At 62.8% G+C, this 21,485-nt stretch carries 19 protein-coding genes; 17 read left to right on the forward strand and 2 right to left on the reverse strand.

All coding sequences use genetic code 11. The annotated features are described in order from the left end of the window. Positions 1 to 123 precede the first annotated feature (123 nt). The 10 genes from M653_RS0102090 (at position 124) to ftsH (ending at position 11,091) form a co-directional block, all read left to right on the forward strand. Positions 124 to 1,020, forward strand: a complete 897-nt coding sequence (locus M653_RS0102090; RefSeq protein WP_027141795.1) for a metallophosphoesterase — start codon at positions 124 to 126, stop codon at positions 1,018 to 1,020. A gap of 161 nt (positions 1,021 to 1,181) precedes the next feature. Further along, positions 1,182 to 1,652, forward strand: a complete 471-nt coding sequence (gene ybgC / locus M653_RS0102095) for a tol-pal system-associated acyl-CoA thioesterase (protein ID WP_027141796.1) — start codon at positions 1,182 to 1,184, stop codon at positions 1,650 to 1,652. Between the two features lie 259 nt (positions 1,653 to 1,911). Continuing rightward, positions 1,912 to 2,622 (forward strand): protein TolQ, encoded by a 711-nt coding sequence (tolQ, locus tag M653_RS0102100; protein WP_015315267.1) that lies wholly within the window; start codon positions 1,912 to 1,914, stop codon positions 2,620 to 2,622. Positions 2,623 to 2,633: 11 nt separating this feature from the next. After that, the gene (gene tolR / locus M653_RS0102105) at positions 2,634 to 3,086 is read left to right on the forward strand and encodes a protein TolR (protein WP_027141797.1); all 453 of its coding nucleotides are present in this window, start codon (positions 2,634 to 2,636) and stop codon (positions 3,084 to 3,086) included. 7 nt (positions 3,087 to 3,093) lie between these two features. Beyond that, positions 3,094 to 4,251: a TonB family protein gene (locus tag M653_RS0102110; protein WP_027141798.1), complete on the forward strand. Its 1,158-nt coding sequence runs from the start codon at positions 3,094 to 3,096 to the stop codon at positions 4,249 to 4,251. A 39-nt stretch (positions 4,252 to 4,290) separates the two neighbouring features. Beyond that, entirely contained in the window at positions 4,291 to 5,601 is a 1,311-nt protein-coding gene (gene tolB / locus M653_RS0102115; protein ID WP_027141799.1) for a Tol-Pal system beta propeller repeat protein TolB, read from the forward strand. Positions 5,602 to 5,836: 235 nt separating this feature from the next. Beyond that, complete coding sequence (gene pal, locus M653_RS0102120; RefSeq protein WP_027141800.1) at positions 5,837 to 6,343, forward strand: peptidoglycan-associated lipoprotein Pal; 507 nt, start codon at positions 5,837 to 5,839, stop codon at positions 6,341 to 6,343. A 179-nt stretch (positions 6,344 to 6,522) separates the two neighbouring features. Continuing rightward, entirely contained in the window at positions 6,523 to 7,617 is a 1,095-nt protein-coding gene (gene ybgF, locus M653_RS0102125; protein ID WP_027141801.1) for a tol-pal system protein YbgF, read from the forward strand. Between the two features lie 58 nt (positions 7,618 to 7,675). Further along, the gene (gene tilS / locus M653_RS0102130; protein ID WP_027141802.1) at positions 7,676 to 9,043 is read left to right on the forward strand and encodes a tRNA lysidine(34) synthetase TilS; all 1,368 of its coding nucleotides are present in this window, start codon (positions 7,676 to 7,678) and stop codon (positions 9,041 to 9,043) included. A 122-nt stretch (positions 9,044 to 9,165) separates the two neighbouring features. Further along, complete coding sequence (ftsH, locus tag M653_RS0102135) at positions 9,166 to 11,091, forward strand: ATP-dependent zinc metalloprotease FtsH (RefSeq protein WP_027141803.1); 1,926 nt, start codon at positions 9,166 to 9,168, stop codon at positions 11,089 to 11,091. A 67-nt stretch (positions 11,092 to 11,158) separates the two neighbouring features. Here the strand turns inward: ftsH and M653_RS01000000131965 are convergent, their stop codons facing one another. Beyond that, positions 11,159 to 11,524 carry a helix-turn-helix domain-containing protein gene (locus tag M653_RS01000000131965; RefSeq protein ID WP_027141804.1) on the reverse strand — a complete coding sequence of 122 codons (366 nt, stop codon included), beginning with the start codon at positions 11,522 to 11,524 and terminating at the stop codon, positions 11,159 to 11,161. 183 nt (positions 11,525 to 11,707) lie between these two features. On the opposite strand from M653_RS01000000131965, the gene M653_RS0102145 reads away from it, so the two are divergent. Both M653_RS0102145 and M653_RS0102150 read left to right on the forward strand, forming a co-directional pair. Next, the gene (locus tag M653_RS0102145) at positions 11,708 to 12,472 is read left to right on the forward strand and encodes an SDR family oxidoreductase (RefSeq protein WP_027141805.1); all 765 of its coding nucleotides are present in this window, start codon (positions 11,708 to 11,710) and stop codon (positions 12,470 to 12,472) included. A 28-nt stretch (positions 12,473 to 12,500) separates the two neighbouring features. After that, entirely contained in the window at positions 12,501 to 13,370 is an 870-nt protein-coding gene (locus M653_RS0102150; protein ID WP_027141806.1) for an NAD(P)-binding domain-containing protein, read from the forward strand. Positions 13,371 to 13,442: 72 nt separating this feature from the next. Here the strand turns inward: M653_RS0102150 and M653_RS0102155 are convergent, their stop codons facing one another. Beyond that, positions 13,443 to 14,303, reverse strand: coding sequence for a hypothetical protein (locus M653_RS0102155; protein WP_027141807.1), 861 nt, complete (start codon positions 14,301 to 14,303; stop codon positions 13,443 to 13,445). 369 nt (positions 14,304 to 14,672) lie between these two features. On the opposite strand from M653_RS0102155, the gene glmM reads away from it, so the two are divergent. The 5 genes from glmM (at position 14,673) to serA (ending at position 21,372) form a co-directional block, all read left to right on the forward strand. Then, positions 14,673 to 16,025, forward strand: a complete 1,353-nt coding sequence (glmM, locus tag M653_RS0102160; RefSeq protein ID WP_027141808.1) for a phosphoglucosamine mutase — start codon at positions 14,673 to 14,675, stop codon at positions 16,023 to 16,025. A 247-nt stretch (positions 16,026 to 16,272) separates the two neighbouring features. Beyond that, positions 16,273 to 17,115, forward strand: a complete 843-nt coding sequence (locus M653_RS0102165) for an outer membrane protein (protein ID WP_027141809.1) — start codon at positions 16,273 to 16,275, stop codon at positions 17,113 to 17,115. A gap of 321 nt (positions 17,116 to 17,436) precedes the next feature. Next, positions 17,437 to 18,276: an outer membrane beta-barrel protein gene (locus M653_RS0102170; RefSeq protein WP_337142290.1), complete on the forward strand. Its 840-nt coding sequence runs from the start codon at positions 17,437 to 17,439 to the stop codon at positions 18,274 to 18,276. A 254-nt stretch (positions 18,277 to 18,530) separates the two neighbouring features. Next, a complete protein-coding gene (locus M653_RS0102175; protein WP_027141811.1) occupies positions 18,531 to 19,706 on the forward strand; it encodes a phosphoserine transaminase in 1,176 nt (391 codons plus the stop codon). 64 nt (positions 19,707 to 19,770) lie between these two features. After that, positions 19,771 to 21,372 carry a phosphoglycerate dehydrogenase gene (serA, locus tag M653_RS0102180; protein WP_027141812.1) on the forward strand — a complete coding sequence of 534 codons (1,602 nt, stop codon included), beginning with the start codon at positions 19,771 to 19,773 and terminating at the stop codon, positions 21,370 to 21,372. Positions 21,373 to 21,485 lie beyond the last annotated feature (113 nt).

Raw genomic sequence — 21,485 nt, forward strand, 5'->3', positions numbered from 1 at the left:
CGCCGACTTGCAGGCGTATTCTTGGATTGTATCGGGCTCGCTGCCTCTTGCACGTCGTCCTCCCAAATCGCTTTTGGAGGACGGGCATCAGCGCATGCCGAAATGAGGTGCCGGAGTTACTCAATGATAACCAGACGCGGGTTCCTGCGCTTCATCGGCGGGTCATTCCTGTCGGTCGCCTCGTTCAGTGCCTACGCCGTCGGCATCGAGCCGATGCTGCTGACGCATGTGAAGCGCTATGCGCTCACGCCACCGCATTGGCCCGCCGGATTGAAGCTTCGCGTCGTCGCGCTTGCCGACATCCACGCCTGCCGGCCGTGGATGACGCCGGAGCGGATCGCTTCGCTTGCCGAAGAGGCGAATGCTCTGCAGCCGGACCTGATCGTGCTGCTCGGCGACTACATCGCCGGCATTCGCCTGTTGTCGCAAAGGGTGACGCCGCCGGAATGGGCCGGCGCCCTGTCGGGCCTCAAGGCACCGCTCGGCGTGCTGTCGATCCTCGGCAATCACGACTGGTGGGCCGATGGCTTCGCGCAGCGTGCCGGAGTTGGTCCGACGATCGCGCGCAAGGCATTGGAGAAGGTCGGCATCCCGGTTCTGGAGAACGACGTCGTGCGTCTGGAAAAGGACGGACATGGCGTATGGATCGCCGGCCTCGCCGATCAGTTGGCGCTGTTGCGGAAAAAGAAGCACGAGCGTCCCAGGCGATTGGACGATCTCGACGGCACGCTGGCTAAAATCAGCGACCCCGCGCCTGTCATCCTGCTGGCGCACGAACCGGACATTTTTCCAAAAGTGCCGTCGCGCGTGTCGCTGACGCTAGCGGGACACACCCATGGCGGGCAGGTGCGGCTGTTCGGCTATTCGCCTATCGTGCCGTCGCAGTTCGGCAATCGCTACGCCTATGGCCATGTCATCGAGAACGACCGCAACCTGATCGTCTCGGGCGGGCTCGGCTTCAGCAATTTGCCCATCCGTTTCGGCATGCGTCCGGAAATCCTGCAGATCGACCTCGGCTGACCGGCACTTCAGGGGCAAACTTCGGATTGCGTCCGGCTCGGCCTTCTCGCCATTGAACGCTTCGACGACGCCAGCACGGGTCTTGATCCGCGCCGTCAACAGTGCCATCGGGTTCATGCGCCAAAAATATCTGCCGCGTCGGCATCCAAAAGGGAGGCGCAATGGGCGATCATGGTGAATCCGCGGCATTGCTGGCTGGGCTTTCCGGCGCGCTGACCGAGTTCGGCCACCGGCTGATGGCGCGGGTCTATTATGCCGATACCGATTTCTCAGGCGTCGTCTATCACGCGCGCTATCTCGAATTCCTCGAGCGCGGCCGCTCCGATTATCTCAGGCTCACCGGCGTGCATCATACCGAACTCGCCGACGGCAAGCATGGCGAGAAGATCGTGTGGGTGGTACGCCGCATGGAGATCGACTTCCGCATCCCCGCCCGCATCGACGACATACTGACCGTCGACACCCGCACGCAGGACATCTCAGGCGCGCGCATCTTCATGGCGCAGCAGCTCAAGCGCGGCGACGAGGTGCTGGTCGAGGCCAAGGTCGAGGCGGCGATCATCGGCGAGAACGGCCGGCCGAGGCGCTTCCCCAGGGAATGGGTCGCGGCCTTCATGCCTCGGGTACGCTGATATTCAGGTGACGCCGGCCTGCGATGCCCGGGCGCGGCAATGCGCCGCGCCTGATAGACTAACCCATCCTTAACCATAACGGTTCATGAAGAGATTGGCGAAGATTGGCGTTATCCAGCGCCTTCCTTTCACCAATATTTGCCCCGAAAAGGCCGCTAACGGCACGGTTTGGGGTGTCCGGTAGCTTCGTGCGAACCGACCACAAGGGATGCCATGGGCCAGCCGCCAGCTTCGCCCGGAAAATCTTAAGGACGTAACGATGGAAAATATCGCACTCGCCGAACCGGGCGCGCAATTGTCGATTTGGGCCTTGTTCATGCAGGCCAGCTGGGTGGTCAAGCTGGTCATGATCGGGCTGCTTTGTGCCTCGGTATGGACCTGGGCGATCATCGTCGACAAGCTGGTCGCCTATGGCCGCATGCGGCTGGCGCTGAACCGCTTCGAGCAGGTTTTCTGGTCCGGGCAGTCGCTGGAGGAACTCTACCGCACGCTCGCCGACCGCAAGACGACAGGCATGGGCGCCATTTTCGTCGCCGCCATGCGTGAATGGAAGAAGAGTTTCGAGAAAGGCGCCAAGTCGCCGCTCGGCCTGCAGACCCGCATCGACAAGGCCATGGACCTGGCGCTGACTCGCGAGATGGAGAAGCTGGAGGGACGCCTCGGCTTCCTTGCCACGACCGGATCGGCAGCACCTTTCATCGGCCTGTTCGGCACCGTCATCGGCATCATGACGTCGTTCCAGGCCATCGCGGGCTCCAAGAACACCAGCCTCGCGGTGGTCGCGCCCGGTATCGCCGAAGCGCTGCTGGCGACGGCCATCGGCCTGCTCGCCGCTATTCCGGCGGTCATCGCCTATAACAAGCTGTCATCGGATGCGAGCAAGATCGCTGTGCGCATGGAGGGGTTCTCCGACGAGTTCTCCGCCATACTCTCGCGCCAAATCGATGAAAAAGTCGCGCCTAAGGCCTGAGGAGTAACGAGATGGGTATGTCCGTAGGCATGGGAGGGCGCGGCGGGCGCGGCCACCGGCGGCGCGGCCGCCACCATGCGCTGATGTCGGAGATCAACGTCACGCCGATGGTCGACGTCATGCTCGTGCTTTTGATCATCTTCATGGTCGCCGCGCCGATGCTGACGGTCGGGGTGCCGATCGACCTGCCGGACACGCAGGCCAAGGCGATGAATGCCGACACCCAGCCGATCACCGTCTCGATCGATGCGACCGGCAAGATCTTCCTGCAGGAAACCGAGATTCCGATCGAGGAACTGGTGGCCAAGCTGCAGGCGATCTCGAAGACCGGTTATGAAGAGCGTATCTTCATCCGTGGCGACAAATCGACCGACTATGGCACGGCCATGAAGGTCATGGCTCGCATCTCGGCCGCTGGTTACAAGAACATCGGCCTGGTTTCACTGCAGGAACAGGATCAATAGACGCACGATGAGGACCGGCCTCACCACATCGGTGATCCTGCACACGGCGGTGCTGGCCTTCGGCTTGTTCACCCTGTCGGCGCCCGCCGCGCTTCCGTCGGCCGACGTGGAGTCGGTTGCGGTCGATATCGTGCCGATGGAAGCCATTGCGCAGACGCTACAGGGCGACAAGAAGGCCGTGATGCATGAAAAGCCGGCGCCGTTGCCGACGCAGCGTCCGGACGTCGTGCCGGATGCGCAGAAGGTGGGCGAAAACAGCGTCGACACCGACAAGCCGATAACGCCGGAAGCCAAGCCGAAACCAGTCGACACGACGTCGGCCCCGGCGCCAGCGCCGACCCCGAAGGAAATCCCGAAGACCGAGGACGTGCCGAAGCCGCAGGAAAAGCCCAAGCCCATTCCGGCGACGGAAGTGGCGCCAGCGCCGACGCCCAAGGAAGAGGTCAAGCCCGAGCCGGTCAAGAAGACGGAGCCCAAGCCGACGCCGGCTAAGCCGGCGCCGACACCGCCGCCGCAGGACAAGACCGCTGCTATCGATCCGACCCCTGAGGTCAAACCGGATGCCGTCGCCGAGGCCATAGCCAAGGACCCGCCCACAGAAGAGACCCAATTGCCGAATTCGGCGCCCGCGCCGGAAGCGCGGCCAAAGCCGCAGCCGGCACAGGCCGAAAGCGCCAAGGCGCCTGACCGCAAGGATGCCGACAAGCCGGTCAAGGAAGCCTCGTCGAAGCCGAAGTCCGACGACAAGCAGTTCAACGCCAATGAGATTTCGGCCCTGCTCGACAAGCAGAAGCCGTCCGGCGGCGGCGCCAAGCGCTCGACCCAGCAGGCGTCGCTCGGTGGCGACAAGGATCAAGGCCAGAAGCTGTCGAAGTCGGAGCAGGGCGCCCTGGAAAGCCAGTTGGGCGGTTGCTGGACCTTGCCGGCCGGGCTTGAAGGTTCGGAGAATTTCGTCGTCGTCGTCCGTTTCAATCTGAACAACTCAGGCAAGCTCGACGGCCGTCCCTCCGTTGAAACATCGAGCGGCAACAGGCAGTTCGATGAGAGTGCGGTGCGCGCGGTTCAGAAATGCGACATGGCCGGCCTGCAGGTTCCCTCCGGCAAGCAAGATATCTGGAACGACATCCGGGTCACCTTCGATCCAAGGGAGATGCTCGGCCTGTAGGCCCTGACATCCGAAAATCAGTATGAGAAGCGAGAAGACATGAAATCAATCCTCAAGCCGCTCCTGATGATTGCCGCGATGGCGATGGGCATGACCGCTGCCGGCACGCTGCCGGCGCTGGCGCTCGTCGAACTCAACGTCAACAAGGGCAATGTCGAGCCGCTGCCAATCGCCATCACGGATTTCCAGGGGGGTGATGCGCTTGGCGCTCAGATTTCCCAGATTGTCACCGCCGATCTGAAGCGCTCCGGCCTGTTCGCGCCGATCGACAAGAGCGCCTTCATCGAGAAGATCGCCAATCCGGACGCAACCCCCCGCTTCGACGACTGGAAGGTAATCAACGCGCAAGCGCTGGTCACCGGCAGCGTCAGCAAGGAGGCCGACGGCCGTATCCGCGCCCAGTACCGGCTGTGGGACACCTTTGCCGGACAGCAGATGGCCGGCGAGCAGTTCTTTGCCAACGATGCCAATCAGCGCCGCGTTGCCCACATCATCGCCGATGCCATCTATGAGCGGCTGACCGGGGAGAAGGGCTATTTCGACACGCGCGTCGTCTTCATCGACGAGTCCGGCGCCAAGAACGCGCGCAAGAAGCGCCTCGCCATCATGGACCAGGACGGTGCGAACGTCCGCTATCTCTCTGACGGGCGGTCGATCGTGCTGACGCCGCGCTTCTCGCCGAACCGGCAGGAAATCACCTATATGTCCTATGAAAGCGGCCAGCCGCGGGTCTATCTCCTGCAGATCGAGACCGGGCAGCGCGAACTGGTCGGCAATTTTCCCGGCATGACGTTTGCGCCGCGCTTCTCGCCCGACGGCCAGAAGGTGATTATGAGCCTGCTGCGCGACGACGGCAATTCCAACATCTTCGCCATGGACCTGCGCAGCCGTTCGACGACGCGGCTGACCAATTCGACCGCCATCGACACCTCGCCCTCCTATTCGCCCGACGGCAGCAAGGTGGTGTTCACCTCCGACCGTGGCGGCCGCGCGCAGATCTACGTCATGGGCGCCGACGGCTCGGGCCAGACCCGCATCTCCTTCGGCGACGGCGTCTATTCGACGCCGGTGTGGTCGCCGCGCGGCGACCTCATCGCCTTCACCAAGCAGAGCGGCGGCGAATTCCAGATCGGCGTCATGAAGACCGACGGCTCTGGCGAGCGCATCCTGTCGTCCGGCTTCCAGCAGGAAGGCCCGACCTGGGCCCCGAACGGCCGCGTGCTGATGTTCTTCCGTGACTCCAATGGCGGCCCGAAACTGGTTTCCGTCGATCTCACCGGCCGCAACGAACAGCCGATCCCGACATCGAATTTTGCTTCGGATCCGGCCTGGTCGCCGTTGCTGGAATAGGTTCGACTGAATTGCCACACAAGCTGAAAAGGGGCCGTTTTCGGCCCTTTTTCCATGCCTTGGTCGCGTTTTGGCCGCATTTCCGCCTAGGGTCCGCGCCAACTGTGGCTCATGACAACACGGCTGCGGACGGGCAGTTTAAACCAAATTTTAACCGTGTTTCTTGAATGCCGGTTAACCCAAACGTGGTTACTGGGTGATCAACGAAATCACTCGAATACGAAGGAGAGGCGGCATGGGCCGTATCGCAGCACTTACCAGAAACCCGGTCATGATCGCGCTGGTGGCGATGCTCGCCGTCGCCGGTTGCGCCTCGAAGAAGACGCCGAACAGCGCCGCTGACCTTGGCCTCAATGGCGCGGGTGCTGCAACACCCGGCTCGGCGCAGGACTTCACCGTCAACATCGGTGACCGCATCTTCTTCGATACGGACTCGACCTCGATCCGGGCCGACGCGCAGACGACGCTTTCGCGTCAGGCGCAGTGGCTAAACCAGTACAAGCAGTATGCCATCGTCGTCGAAGGCCATGCCGACGAACGCGGCACGCGCGAATACAATCTGGCGCTCGGTGCCCGCCGTGCCGCCGCTACTCGCGACTTCCTGGTTTCCAAGGGCGTTTCGGCCAGCCGCCTCAAGACGATTTCCTACGGCAAGGAACGTCCGGTAGCGGTATGCGATGACATCTCCTGCTGGTCGCAGAACCGCCGCGCCGTCACCACGCTCAGCGGCGCTGGTTCCTGATCGGCAAAAATACAACACACTTCTGCGAAAGGCGGCCTCCGGGCCGCCTTTTTCATATCCGGAGGCCCGAAACAAAATTTGGCCGAAGTCTCGCGCCCTGCTATGAGCCGAGGGCGCTTGGCTGGTCTCATAACGATTGGAAGGCGCGAACAAGCTAACGATTGGACGGCGAGAGGCACATGCATTTGAGATCGGTTCTGAGCGGCACGCTTGCGCTGCTGCTCCTATCAGGCGTAACCGCTTTGGCGAGCGGTTCGGGGCAATCAACCGAGAGCGGTTTTTCCTTCCATCTGCCGACACTTGAGTTGTCCAGCCTTTTCGGTGAGAAGAAAAAGCAGGATCAGGTCCAGCTCGCGCAGTCGAGCGGCGCCGGCGTGACAGGGCTCGAGGACCAGCTGCGGCAGCTGACCGGCAAGGTCGAGGAACTCAATTTCCAGATCCTGCAGATGCAGGAGCAGATCCGCAAACAGCAGGAAGACAACGAGTTCCGCTTCCAGCAGCTCGAAGGCGGCTCGCAAGGTGGACAACCGCCGGCGCAGAAGAAATCAGACGCCACCACCGGAACCAACACCGACGTGGCCTCGGCTCCGGCAACCCAGGCGCCGGCTGATGCCGGCGCCGCGCCCGGCGGCGATCAATCCGCAAGCGGCAAGACGGTCGAGGACGTCATTGTCGAATCACCCGATGGCGACCCCGGCAAGGTGATCCCCGGCAAGGGAGCGCCCGAAAAGACCTTTGGGTCCATCACCGTCGACAAGAATGGCAATGTGATCGATGCCGGCGGCAACACGCAGGCAACCGCGCCGGCACAGGACACGGCACCAGCCAACGGCGCATCCTCAAAGGCCGGCAAGTCCGGCGGCACGGTGGTCGCGGCGCTGCCCGCCACCAACAATCCCGAAGAGCTCTACCGCAACTCCTACCAGTTCATCCTGTCGGGCGACTACGGCACCGCCGAACAGGGTTTCCGCGACCACATCTCCCGCTTCCCCAAGGACGCCAAGACGGCGGACGCACATTACTGGCTGGGGGAATCGCTGCTTGGCCAGCAGAAATACCGCGATGCGGCGGAAGTCTTCCTCGCCGCCAGCAAGGACTATCCCAAGGCCAAGAAAGCGCCCGACATGCTGTTGAAGCTCGGCGTCTCGCTGGTCGGCCTCAAGCAGCATGACGTCGCCTGCGCCACCTTCAGCGAGGTCGGCAAGCGCTATCCTGATATTTCCAGCACACTCAAGGAACGCGTCAAGCAGGAGAAGGCACTGGCTGCGTGCTGATCTTTCCCTGGGATGTCGCAGTCCCAAACCCGGGACCGCTTTTTGGCGACATGCATTGATGCTCGACACCGGGCCTGATTTTTCGACGAGACTTTTTTCGCATATCGATTTTACCAACGGCGCTGTTGCGGCCGTATCGGGCGGCAGCGACTCGACTGCGCTCCTTCTTCTTCTCAAACAGCATCTCGACCGAACCGCACCGTCCGCCAGGCTGCTGGCTGTAACCGTCGACCACGGATTGCGGCAGGGTTCGGCTGATGAGGCACAGGCCGTGGCGAAGCTTTGCGCGGAGCGCGGCATCGCCCACCGTGTCCTGACCTGGTCCGGAGAAAAACCGTCGACCGGCCTCCCGGCGGCGGCGCGCGAGGCGCGCTACCGGCTGCTGGCCAGCGCCGCGCGGGCGGAAGGCATCGGCCTGATCGTGACCGGACATACATCCGACGACCAGGCCGAGACGGTGCTGATGCGGCTCGATCGCAACGATGCGGCCCGTAACGAGGGACGGGGCCTTGCCGGCATGGCGCCCGCCACCTTGCATGACTGGCGCGACTGGATCGTGCGACCGCTTCTTGGGGTGCGGCGCCATGCGTTGCGCGATTTCCTGCGGCGCCAACAGGTCGGCTGGACCGAGGACCCGACCAATGCCGATGAGGCCTTCGAGCGGCCGCGCATGCGCGCAACCCTTGCCGGGGAGGCCGGCGCACAGCGCATGAACGACGCGCTGGCGTTGGCCGCGAAGGAGGCCAGTGCCCGCACGCGGCTTGGCGCGGAGGCCACCTGCCTGATCGAGCGCTTTGCCAGTCAGCCGGCAGCGGGCCTCATCCGGCTCGATCCGGCCCTGCTCGGCGCCGGCGACGACCGGGCGGCCGTCTACGCGCTGCGCATTCTGTTGGCGACGTCAGGCGGGATTGCCTTCCTGCCGGACCAGGCTCGCAGCGAGGCGTTGTTCGCCCGGCTGAAGGCCGGATTTCTTTGCGCCACATTGTCGCGGACGGTGCTCGACTTCCGGCGCGCCGGCATCTTCCTGCACCGAGAGATGCGGGGCTTGCCTGCGGCAGCGGCGGCGGTCGACGCGGCCATCTGGGATGGCCGCCGCCAAATCACGTTGAACGACGCCAGCGGTGCATTGTTGATCGCGCCATTCGGGGCAGCGGCGGCGAAGCGGCTGGCTGCAGGCCGGGGCGAAACCCCGCCCAGCCTGTTGCGCGCGGCATTGGCGGCTGAACCAACCCTGCTGGAGGCCGTCGAGAAGGCTGGTCCGGCGCCTGATTGGCCCGCACCGCAAGGGTTCGCGGCCTCGCCGAACGTTAGCCCCTTTGCGCGCTTCCTGCCGTCCTTCGATCTGGCCCCGGCACGCGCCGTCGCCGGGTTGATCGGCGCGGCGCCGCTTCCCGCCTTGCCATTGCGTGGCCACAGTGCCGGTTGATGCTGGGCGAAAGCTTAACCCAGACATGCTGTTCTGCTTGGCAAGGGGGGACGCTCTCCCTATGTTAGGCCCAAGTTTCCTCTCATGATGCTGTCCGCTCGCGGACGCCAACGGGACAATTGATGAATCCGAACTATCGCAACCTCGCGCTCTGGGCGATCATAGCGGTCCTGCTCATCGCCCTCTTCAATCTGTTCCAGACACCGCAGACGCGCGGGGCTTCGAGCGATGTGCCTTATTCGCAGTTCCTGCAGGATGTCGCGGCCGGCCGGGTCAAGACGGTGACCATCGCGGGCGCTCGCATCACCGGCACTTACACCGACAATTCCAGTGGCTTCCAGACCTATTCGCCCGGCGATCCCCAGCTGGTCTCGCGGCTGCAGGACAAGAACGTCACCATCAATGCGCGGCCCGAGACCGACGGTTCCAATTCGCTGTTCGGCTACCTGATCTCGTGGCTGCCGATGATCCTCATCCTCGGCGTGTGGATATTCTTCATGCGCCAGATGCAGTCAGGCTCCGGGCGCGCCATGGGCTTCGGCAAGTCGAAGGCCAAGCTCCTGACCGAGGCGCATGGCCGCGTCACCTTCCAGGACGTCGCCGGCGTCGACGAGGCCAAGGAAGATCTCGAAGAGATCGTCGAGTTCCTGCGCGATCCGCAGAAGTTCCAGCGCCTTGGCGGCAAGATTCCGCGCGGCGTGCTGCTGGTCGGCCCCCCCGGCACCGGCAAGACGCTGCTTGCCCGCTCGGTCGCCGGCGAAGCCAACGTGCCGTTCTTCACTATTTCGGGCTCGGACTTCGTCGAGATGTTCGTCGGCGTCGGCGCCAGCCGCGTCCGCGACATGTTCGACCAGGCCAAGAAGAATGCGCCCTGCATCATCTTCATCGACGAAATCGACGCCGTTGGCCGCCATCGCGGTGCCGGTCTCGGCGGCGGCAATGACGAGCGCGAGCAGACGCTGAACCAGCTGCTGGTCGAGATGGACGGCTTCGAGTCCAACGAAAGCATCATCCTGATCGCCGCCACCAACCGGCCCGACGTGCTCGATCCGGCATTGCTCAGACCAGGCCGTTTCGACCGCCAGGTGGTGGTGCCGAACCCCGATATCGTCGGCCGCGAGAAGATCCTCAAGGTGCATGTGCGCAACGTGCCGCTGGCCCCCAATGTCGACCTCAAGGTCGTCGCTCGTGGTACGCCCGGCTTCTCCGGCGCCGACCTGATGAACCTGGTCAACGAATCCGCGCTGATGGCGGCGCGGCGCAACAAGCGCCTCGTCACCATGGCCGAATTCGAGGACGCCAAGGACAAGATCATGATGGGCGCCGAGCGCCGCTCGTCGGCCATGACCCAGGCCGAGAAGGAGCTGACCGCCTATCACGAAGCCGGCCACGCCATCCTGGCGCTGAACGTGCCGTCGGCCGATCCGCTGCACAAGGCAACCATCATTCCGCGCGGCCGCGCGCTCGGCATGGTCATGCAGTTGCCGGAAGGCGACCGCTACTCCATGAGCTACAAATACATGATCTCGCGCCTCGCCATCATGATGGGCGGCCGCGTCGCCGAGGAGTTCAAGTTCGGCAAGGAGAACATCACGTCCGGCGCTTCCTCCGACATCGAGCAGGCGACCAAGCTGGCGCGCGCCATGGTCACGCGCTGGGGCTTCTCCGACAAGCTCGGCCATGTCGCCTATGGCGACAACCAGGAGGAAGTGTTCCTCGGCCATTCGGTGGCGCGTACGCAGAACATCTCGGAAGAGACCGCGCAGATCATCGACGGCGAGGTGCGCCGCCTGATCGACGAAGCCTATTCGACGGCTAAATCCATCCTGACCAAGAAGAAGAAGGAATGGATCGCGCTGGCGCAAGGTCTGCTCGAATACGAGACGTTGTCCGGCGAGGAGATCAAGCAGTTGATCGCCGGACAGAAGCCCTCGCGCGACCTTGGCGACGACACGCCGCCGAGCCGTGGCTCGGCCGTGCCGAAGTCCGGTCGCCGCAAGAAGGGCCCCGAGCCCGAAGGCGGCATGGAGCCGCAGCCGTCTAGCTAAGCCTAGATCACAGGTTTCAAGAAAAACGCCGCGGCTTCAAACCGCGGCGTTTTTTATTCGGTGCTGGTCACGAAGCGTGCGGCGCAGGCACATCTGCCTTGCCGGGGCGCCTTTCAGTCCGCACCGCATGTTGCTTGCCCCATCTGGCGAGCGGGATCAGGGCATTGTCCAACTCGATGCCGAAGTCGGTGATCGAATATTCGACCCTGGGCGGCACTTCGGGGAAGACCTGGCGATGGACGATGCCGTCCGCCGCCATTTCGCGCAGCTGCTGGATCAGCATTTTTTCGCTGATGGCGGGCACTAGGCGCTTCAGCTCGCCGAATCGCGCCGGCGCTTTGTGTATCTGCCAGAGCAGCAACGCTTTCCATTTGCCGCCGATCACCTCGAGTGCGGGTCCAAGTCCGCAACTATCTGGCTGTTTCTTTCCCATGTTTCATCCAATTCTGAGCAATCGGTGGGTGGCTTACATTTTTGTCGGCACTTGAGAAAAACCAAGTCGGCCCATAGCTTCGGACCAGATCGCAAACACCGGCGAGCACCACAACACCATATCGGTATCCCGCTTCGGCCTGCAAAGGCCGTCGAGGGCAGGATTTTGTCAAAAGGATGCATCATGACACGATACGCAAACAGCAAAGCTGTGGTGATCGGCGGAACCCACGGCATGGGGCTCGCTGTCGCCGAGGCATTGGTCGAGGGCGGCGCCGAGGTGCTGGTCACCGGCCATGACGAACGCAACATCGATGCCGCACGCGCCAGGCTGTTTTCGCGCGCGCATGTGCTGCGGTCCGACATCGGCGACATGGCCGCTATCGTTACACTCGGCGCGGAGGTCGGGCAGAAGCTCGGCCAGATCGATTTCCTGCACGTCAATGCCGGGATCGCCTATCTGGAGCCGGTGCCGCAGGTGACCGAAGACAGCTACGACCGCATCTTCAACATCAATACCAAGGGGGCCTTCTTCACCGTTCAGCGGCTCTTGCCCCTCATCAGGGATGGCGGCGCCATCGTCTTCACCTCGTCCGTCGCCGACGAATCCGGCACCGGCGGCATGAGTGTCTATTCCGGGTCGAAGGCAGCACTTCGCGCCTTCGCCAAAGTGCTGGCCGCCGAACTGCTGCCGCGCCGGATCCGCGTGAATGTGGTCAGCCCCGGCTTTATCGACACACCGACAATGGGTGTGGCCAGCGCTTCCGCCGAGGAGCGCGCGGCCTTCATCAGGATAGGCGACGAGGTCACGCCGATGAAGCGTCACGGCACGATCGAGGAGGTGGCGCGTGCGGTGCTGTTCCTGGCTTTCGACGCGACCTTCACCACTGGTGCCCGGCTGACCGTGGATGGCGGCCTTGGCCAGGATCTGAGCCCTCTGCCGGCGTGACCGGCAAAGCGAACAAAGGAAAAGCAGGATGAGCGATATTGCTGTAATCGGCCTCGGTGCCATGGGCACGGCGCTCGCCGAAGCCTTTCTTGAGAAGGGGCACGCGGTGACGGTGTGGAACCGCTCAGCGGCAAAGTCGGGGCTCGTCGCGGCCAAGGGCGCCATAGTGGCCAGGAATGTCGAGGAAGCGGTCAGGTCGAGCTCTCTGATCGTGGCATGCCTTCTGGTCTACGACACTGTCCATGAGGTGCTCGGTCCCGCAGGGGACGCGCTTTCGGGCCGCACATTGGTCAATCTCACCAACGGCACACCCGAACAGGCGCGAGCGATGTCTGTCTGGGCCGCCCAATGCGGTGCCTACTATATCGACGGCGGCATCATGGCGGTACCGCCGATGATCGGCGGGCAGAATGCCTTGATACTCTACAGTGGCTCCAGGCAAGCGTTCGACGATCATGCAGGTCGGCTCGATGCGCTCGGCACCAGCAAGTATCTTGGCGAGGATGCCGGTCTCGCGCCACTCTACGACATCTCGCTCCTGGCCGGCATGTACGGGTTGTTCGCCGGTGTCCTGCAGGCATTGGCATTGACGGGCAAGGCTGGAATCCCCGCCGGCGAATTCATGCCGCTGCTGATATCGTGGCTTCAGGCGATGCAAGGCGGATTGCCGAAATGGGCGCAACAGATCGACAGCGGCCACCACACCGCCAATGTCGTTTCCAATCTGGGCATGCAGGCAGATGCCTATGTCAATCTGGTCGATGCCAGCAAAGCGGCTGATGTCAGCACCGAACTCGTCTTGCCGATGCAAAATCTTATGCGACGCGGTGTGGCGGCTGGCATGGCCAACGCCGATCTTTCAAGTCTGGTCGGGCTCCTCTCCAAGCAAGGGATTTGAGCCTGGTCAATGCCGAGCAAAAAGCCCGCGAACCTTGCGGCTCGCGGGCTTTGTTTTTTCAGATGCGGTCGATCAGCTCTTCAGCTTGGCATTGCAGAGGCTGTAGAAGCCGCCGCCCTTCTGGATCCACTTCAGGCCGCCAAGCGTGTTGGCGTCCTTGTTGGCGTAGTACTGTTCGAGGCAGGTGTGCATGCGGCCCTTGGCCGGGGTCTCGCTGGCGAATTTCGGCGAGATGGCGGTCGGGAAAGTCACGCCCTTCGGCGCCACAGCAGTCGGCTTTGCTGGTTCCTTGGTGTAGGTCGCCTCGCTCGGAGCCGGCACGGTGTCATCGTCAGAGGCGCTGGCGCCGCATTCGCTCTTGCGGAAGTCGTTCCACTTCATGCCGTTCAGCGTGTTCGCCGTCTTGGCAGCCTGATATTTGGTGCTGCATTCGGCCATGCTCAGGCCCTTGCCAGCAGCGGCGGCCGGGGCGGTCGTGGTCGCAGCCTTGGTGGTCGCCGGCTTGGTGGTGTCAGCGGCGGATGCGCCAGCGGCGCATTCGGTTTTGCGGAAGTCGTTCCACTTCATGCCGTTCAGCGTGCCGGCGGCCTTGGCGGCCTGGTACTTGGTGCTGCATTCCTTGGCGGTCAGGCCCTTGGCCGTGCTGTCGGCGGCCGCGGCGGCAGCCTTGGTGGTCTTGGCCGGCTTGGTTTCGGCCGGCTTGGTCTCAGCAGCCTTGGTCGTGGCCGCCTTGGTGTCGGTGGTGGCCGCGGCGTCGGTGCCGCACTGTGCCTTGCGGAACTGGTTCCAGGTCGCCCCGGCAAGTGTCCCCGCGTCCTTGGCGGCGTTATACTTCGTGCTGCACTCGGCCATCGTCAGCGCGTTGGCTGGCGCGGCCAGGAACAACGTCGCGACCGCAAGGCCGGTCAGAGTAGCAATTCGGTGGATGAGCATAGCGTTTCTCCGTGGCTGCAGCCCATTATACGTCCCAGCGAATCAATAACGCTCAACGGTCGGTTGCGCCAGATGCCAAGTGGCGTATATATCGCCGAAAATCGCGTTCTGACGACAAGGTGATGAAATCATTTGACCTGACGGCCGCCGAAGCAAGAATTCTCGGGGTGCATCCGCGCCGAATGGCTCGCAAAACTGGTATATTGTGACGCAGCCGCGTCTCCATGCTAAGCTGCCGCCATGTTGTGTGCAGTGCACAACAATGATTTTCTAAGGATTGGTAACATATAATCACACAATGTGATCGAGGCGCGGCCGCCAATTGTGGCATGACGTGCCGGCTAAGGACAATCGAGGGTACTGGCTAGCATGGCAGGGAATTACTTCGGCACGGATGGCATTCGCGGGCGCGCCAACAAGTTTCCGATGACCGCCGAAATCGCCATGCGGGTTGGCATGGCCGCCGGTCTTTCGTTCCAGCGCGGCAGCCATCGCCATCGTGTCGTGCTCGGCAAGGACACCAGGCTTTCCGGCTACATGATCGAGAACGCGATGGTGGCCGGCCTTTGCGCCGCCGGCATGGACGTGTTCCTGCTCGGCCCGATCCCGACGCCAGCGGTCGCGATGCTGGTGCGTTCGCTGCGTGCCGACATCGGCGTTATGATCTCGGCCTCGCACAATCCCTATTACGACAACGGCATCAAGCTGTTTGGGCCTGACGGCTACAAGCTCTCCGACGAGATCGAAGAACGCATCGAGAGCATGCTCGACAAGGATATCGAACTGGCGCTCGCCGATTCCGACGGGCTTGGCCGCGCCAAGCGCGTCGACGGCGTGCATGACCGCTACATCGAATTCGCCAAGCGCACCTTGCCACGCTCGATGTCGCTTTCGGGCCTCAGGATCGTCGTCGACTGCGCCAATGGCGCGGCCTACAAGGTGGCGCCCGAGGCGCTGTGGGAACTTGGCGCCGAGGTCGTGGCCATCAATGTCGAACCCAACGGCTTCAACATCAACAGGGAATGCGGCTCGACCCATCCGGCCGGGCTGCAGAAGAAGGTGCATGAAGTGCGCGCCGACATCGGCATCGCGCTCGATGGCGATGCCGACCGCGTCGTCATCGTCGATGAGAACGGGGCCATCGTCGACGGCGACCAGATCATGGCGCTGATCGCCGAGTCATGGCACCAGAGCGGGCGGCTGGCCGGCGGCGGCGTCGTTTCGACGATCATGTCCAATCTCGGCCTCGAACGCTTTCTCGGCGACATGAAGCTGCAATTGCACCGCACCAAGGTCGGCGACCGCTATGTCGTGGAGCATATGCGCGCGCATGGGCTCAATGTCGGCGGCGAGCAGTCGGGCCACATCGTGCTGTCCGACTTTTCGACCACGGGCGACGGTCTGGTCTCGGCGCTGCAGGTGCTGGCCTGCATCAAGCGGCAGGGCCGCCCGGTCAGCGAACTGTCGAAGAAGTTCGAGCCGGTGCCGCAACTGTTGAAGAACGTTCGCATCGCCGGCGGCAAGCCGCTGGAGGAAGCCCCGGTCAAGGCCGCGATCGAAGACGCCCGCCACCGTCTCGGCAAGGCCGGGCGGCTGGTCATCCGTCCATCCGGGACCGAGCCGCTGATCCGTGTCATGGCCGAGGGCGACGATCCGCAGCTGGTCGAGGCCGTGGTCAACGACATCGTCGGGGTGATCTCGGAAACCCGCAGCGCCGCCTGATCGCCGCCCAGGGGAAGGCGTCGCGCGCTGCCTTGGTTGCATCGAAGCTCGCCCCTCCGGCGGGCTTTTTGTTGGCCACAACTGGTCTCCTTCTGTCGAAATCATCGCCGAATCGCTGGAACTTTAGAGATTCGTGGTTAATCGACAGGGTTAAACGCCTTTTAACCTTTGCAATTCATTATCCACGCCTGAAAGCCAATCTCATTCGGACACGATCGCCGTTCCGAGGTTTCTAGGGGTGACAAGCATGTTCAATACAGCAAGAAAGGCCCTGTTCGCGCTGCTGTTCGCGGGTTTGGCCTGGCCGGTGTTCGCAGCCGACCTGCCGGAGCCACAGGTCGAAGAGGCACCGCCACCGGTCTACGAGCAGCCGGTGGACGTCGGCGGCTGGTATATCCGCGGCGACATCGACTATCACAAGTCGAAGGTGGGCGACATCGACTACATCACCTATGGGGCCGCCCCTTGCCCCTGCGGACCTCCTGTCGGTGTCGCCGGCAGCAAGACTTTCGACTATGGCAAGCTCAAGGGCGGCTTCTCGCTCGGCGGCGGCGTCGGCTACAAGATCAACGAACACTTCCGCACCGACCTGACCGCCGACTACTGGTTCAAATCGAATTTTAATGGCGGAACCTCGGATCTCACCTCGACCTCGACCGAAGTGTCGAAGATGAGCGCCTTGCTGCTGCTGGCCAATGCCTATGTGGATATCGGCACCTGGCACGGCATCACGCCCTATGTCGGCGCCGGCATCGGCGGTGCGCGCATCAAGTGGGATACCGTCCACGATCCGAACACCACCGAGACCAATCCTGGCGCATCCAACTGGCGTTTCGCCTACGCGGTCATGGCCGGTGCTTCCTACTGCCTGACCGACAAGATCATCCTCGATGCTGGCTACCGCTTCTCCCATATCCAGGGCGGCCGCATGTTCGAATACGACACGAGCAGCGCCGGGCCCGGCTTCGACCATGGCTTCAACACCCACGAAGTGCGGGGTGGCCTGCGCTACCAGTTCGGCGGCAACAACGGTTGCGCCGCACCGGTGGTGGCCTACCAGCCCGAACCCGAGCCGATCTACACCAAGTAAGACTTGCACGACCTGATATATGCGAACCGCCCGGCCCAGCCGGGCGGTTTTCGTTTGGGCTGTCGCCAGGGAAGTACTTCAGACTTCGCATCGAAATAGATCCAAGCGGCACACTTCAGACCTTTGCTTTCCTGCATGCCGGCTTCGCCAAAGTCAGGCCATTTTGGGCGACATGCATGAGCGAAATCAATTCGCTAACTCTCTGTTAGCCTTAACCGTGACTTAACCACTATGGTTAACAATGCTTCCTGAAACGATGGTGCCGTCACCTATGCGACGCGCCGAATTCGGGAGCCGGGGACCATGATATCAATATCGCGTATGGGGCTGGCGCTTGCCGCATTCCTGTTGCCGCTGACGCCTGCAATAGCCGCCGACTACGATCCACCGATCTATGTCGACCAGGCACCCGACTATGTGCCGGTCGAAGTCGGCTCGGGCTGGTACCTGCGCGGCGATGTCGGCTATGCGTTCAGCCACCCATTCGATAACGAGGAGGTCTCGAGCGGGCCCCTGAACAGCTTTACGTCCGAGAGCAGCCTTTTTACAGGCAGCGTCGGCATGGGCTATCACGTCAACGACTATCTTCGGGTGGAGCTGAATGGCGGGATTCTGCCGACCAATAAATTCGCCGATCATCAGAAACTTGCCACCACTTGCAAAGGCACGACGCTCGTAGATGACGGTTTCGGAACCATCAATTCCGCGCCCGCATCGCAGTTGTGCGACCAGATCGACAACGGCAGCAACAAAGCCTACAGCCTGATGGCCAATGGCTATGTCGATCTCGGCACTTATGTCGGGATCACTCCTTATATCGGCGGCGGTATCGGCCTTGCGTACAACAAATATTACAAGAGCATCGGCGCCAAGGATTGTGTGGAAACACCGGTAAATTCCGCCGGAACGGGCGGGTTTTTCTGCAATGACCCCGCAGGGTATGATGGCCAAACCGATACGGCCGCCAAATTCAACTTCGCTTACTCGATCGGCGCCGGGCTGTCTTATCAGGTTACGAAGAACGTTTCCGTCGATCTTGGCTATGAGTATTTCTCGGTGCCGGACGGCAAATATGTCGCCTATGACAATGGCGCCTTCAACATTCACAAGGGCATAGACTACCAGACGGTCAAGCTCGGGCTGCGCTACGACCTCTGGTAAGGCCTGGGAAAGACCGGGACTTTGACGGCGGACTCCGTGGCCCGCCGTTTGCGTTTGGATCGCGAAATCCTGATCGCAGACATTTCTGCTTGATTGCATGTCGCCCAAACCACCGCGCACTTTGGGGCGACATGCGTCTGGTATCCCGGCAGCGACAAAAACTTTCCTCTTGACGCCCGAGGCCTGAACGCATATCGCCGTCCGTGGGCCACCCCTCCCCAACGAGGGGCCACTATCTGGAAGGATAGACCACGATGACGACGCATGCGAAGCCCGGACTCCGTCCGGCAAATCCCAATTTTTCCTCAGGTCCCTGCGCAAAACGTCCCGGCTGGTCGGTCGAGGCGCTGAAATCCGCCGCGCTCGGCCGTTCCCATCGCGCCAAGATCGGCAAGACCAAGCTCGAGCAGGCGATCGCGTTGACGCGCGAGATTCTCAAGGTCCCGGCCGAATACCGCATCGGCATCGTGCCGGCCTCCGACACAGGTGCCGTCGAAATGGCGCTGTGGTCACTGCTCGGCGAGCGCGGCGTCGACATGGTCGCCTGGGAAAGCTTCGGCTCCGGCTGGGTCACCGACGTGGTCAAGCAGCTGAAACTCGCCGATGTCCGCAAGATCGAAGCCGGCTACGGCGCACTGCCGGATCTGACCAGGATTGATTTCGATCGCGATGTGGTCTTCACCTGGAACGGCACGACCTCGGGCGTGCGCGTGCCGGACGGCGGCTTCATTCCCGCCGATCGCAAGGGCCTGACCATCTGCGACGCTACTTCCGCAGCCTTCGCGCAAAGGCTCGATTTCGAAAAACTCGATGTCGTGACCTTCTCCTGGCAGAAGGTGTTGGGCGGCGAGGGCGCGCATGGCATGCTGATCCTGTCGCCACGTGCCGTCGCGCGGCTGGAGAGCTACAAGCCTTCATGGCCGTTGCCGAAAATCTTCCGCCTGACCTCGGGCGGCAAGCTGATCGAGGGCATCTTCAAGGGCGAAACCATCAACACGCCGTCGATGCTTTGCGTCGAGGACTATCTCGACGCGTTGAACTGGGCGAAGTCGATCGGCGGCCTCGATGCGCTGATTGCCAGGGCGGATGCCAATGCCGCCATGCTCGACCGGTTCGTGGAAAGCTCATCCTGGCTCGGCCATCTCGCCGTCGCGCCGGCGACACGATCGAACACGTCGGTCTGCCTGTCCTTCAGCGACCCGGATGTCGCGGCGCTCGACGCTGATGGGCAGGCGGCGTTCGCCAAGGGGCTTGTCTCGATGCTCGACAAGGAAGGCGTCGCCTACGACATCGGTTCCTATCGCGATGCTCCGCCAGGATTGCGCATCTGGTGCGGCGCAACCGTCGAGGCCTCCGATCTCGAAGCGCTGATGCCCTGGCTCGATTGGGCTTTTGCCAGCCAGAAGGCGTCGCTGAAAGCGGCTGCCTGAAACTCTCCGTGGCGGCCCGAGGGCCGCCCATTCCCGGATCAATCCCATTTTCAAGGAGGCCGCCATGGCGCCCCGCGTTCTCGTCTCTGACAAACTCTCTCCCACGGCCGTGCAGATCTTCAAGGATCGCGGCGTCGAGGTCGACTATCTGCCCGATCTCGGCAAGGACAAGGAAAAGCTGCTCGAAGTGATCGGCCGCTATGACGGCCTCGCCATCCGCTCGGCGACCAAGGTCACCGAGAAGCTGATCAACGCCGCCACCAATCTCAAGGTCATCGGCCGCGCCGGCATCGGCGTCGACAATGTCGATATCCCGGCGGCAAGCCGCAAGGGTATCATCGTGATGAACACGCCCTTCGGCAATTCGATCACGACGGCCGAACACGCCGTGGCGATGATCTTCGCGCTCGCCCGCCAGATCCCGGAAGCCAACGCTTCGACCCATGCCGGCAAATGGGAGAAGAACCGCTTCATGGGCGTCGAGATCACCGGCAAGACGCTGGGCATCATCGGCTGCGGCAACATCGGTTCGATCGTCGCCACGCGCGGCGTCGGGCTAAAGATGCATGTCATCGCCTTCGACCCTTTCCTGTCGGATAAGCGCGCCGAGGAACTCGGCGTCGACAAGGTGGAACTGGACGAACTCTTCGCCCGCGCCGACTTCATCACCCTGCACACGCCGCTGACCGACAAGACCCGCAACATCATCGATGCGGCAGCCATCGCCAAGATGAAGAATGGCGTGCGCATCATCAACTGCGCCCGTGGCGGGCTGGTGGTCGAGGCCGACCTGGTCGCGGCGCTGAAGAGCGGCAAGGTGGCGGGCGCCGGCATCGACGTGTTCGAGGTCGAGCCAGCGGAGCAGAATGCGCTGTTCGGCATGGAGAACGTGGTGGCAACACCACACCTTGGCGCCTCGACGGCGGAAGCGCAGGAGAATGTCGCACTGCAGGTCGCCGAGCAGATGGCCGACTACCTGATCAAGGGCGCGGTCTCCAACGCCATCAACATGCCCTCGATCACAGCGGAAGAGGCGCCGCGGCTGAAGCCGTTCGTCAAGCTCGCCGAAGTGCTCGGCGCCTTTGTCGGACAGGTCACCGAGGATCCGATCAGCGAGGTCGAGATATTGTTCGACGGCTCGACCGCGACGATGAACACCCGTGCGCTGATCAGTGCCGCCCTTGCCGGACTGATCCGGCCGCAGGTCGCCGACGTCAACATGGTCTCGGCGCCGATCATGGTGAAGGAGCGTGGCATCATCGTCGCCGAGGTCAAGCGCGACAAGTCGGGCGTCTTCGACGGCTATATCAAGCTCACCGTCAAGACCGAGCACAGGACCCGCTCGATCGCCGGCACCTGCTTCTCCGACGGCAAGCCGCGCTTCATTCAGATCAAGGGCATCAATCTCGACGCCGAGGTCGGCCAGCACATGCTCTATACGACCAATGCCGACGCACCAGGCATCATCGGGCTGCTCGGCACGGTGTGCGGCGAGAATGGCGTCAACATCGCCAACTTCCAGCTTGGCCGCAACCGACCCGGCGGCGACGCCATCGCGCTGCTCTATCTCGACGCGCCGTTCCCGGAAAAAGTGCTGGAGCAGGTGCGAGGCCACATGTCGATCGACTCGGCAAAGCGCCTCCAGTTCGACGTGGGCGGGATCTAGCTCTCCGCACCTCCCCAGGTGACAAGCACACGACGCCCCGTTTGCCGGCATGCACGCGGGGCGTTTCCATGACCGCTGGAACCGCCCGGCGGATGCGCCGTTGCCGACGATGG

The organism is Mesorhizobium sp. WSM3626 (assembly GCF_000513935.1).
GTDB classification, from domain to species: Bacteria; Pseudomonadota; Alphaproteobacteria; order Rhizobiales; family Rhizobiaceae; genus Mesorhizobium; species Mesorhizobium salmacidum.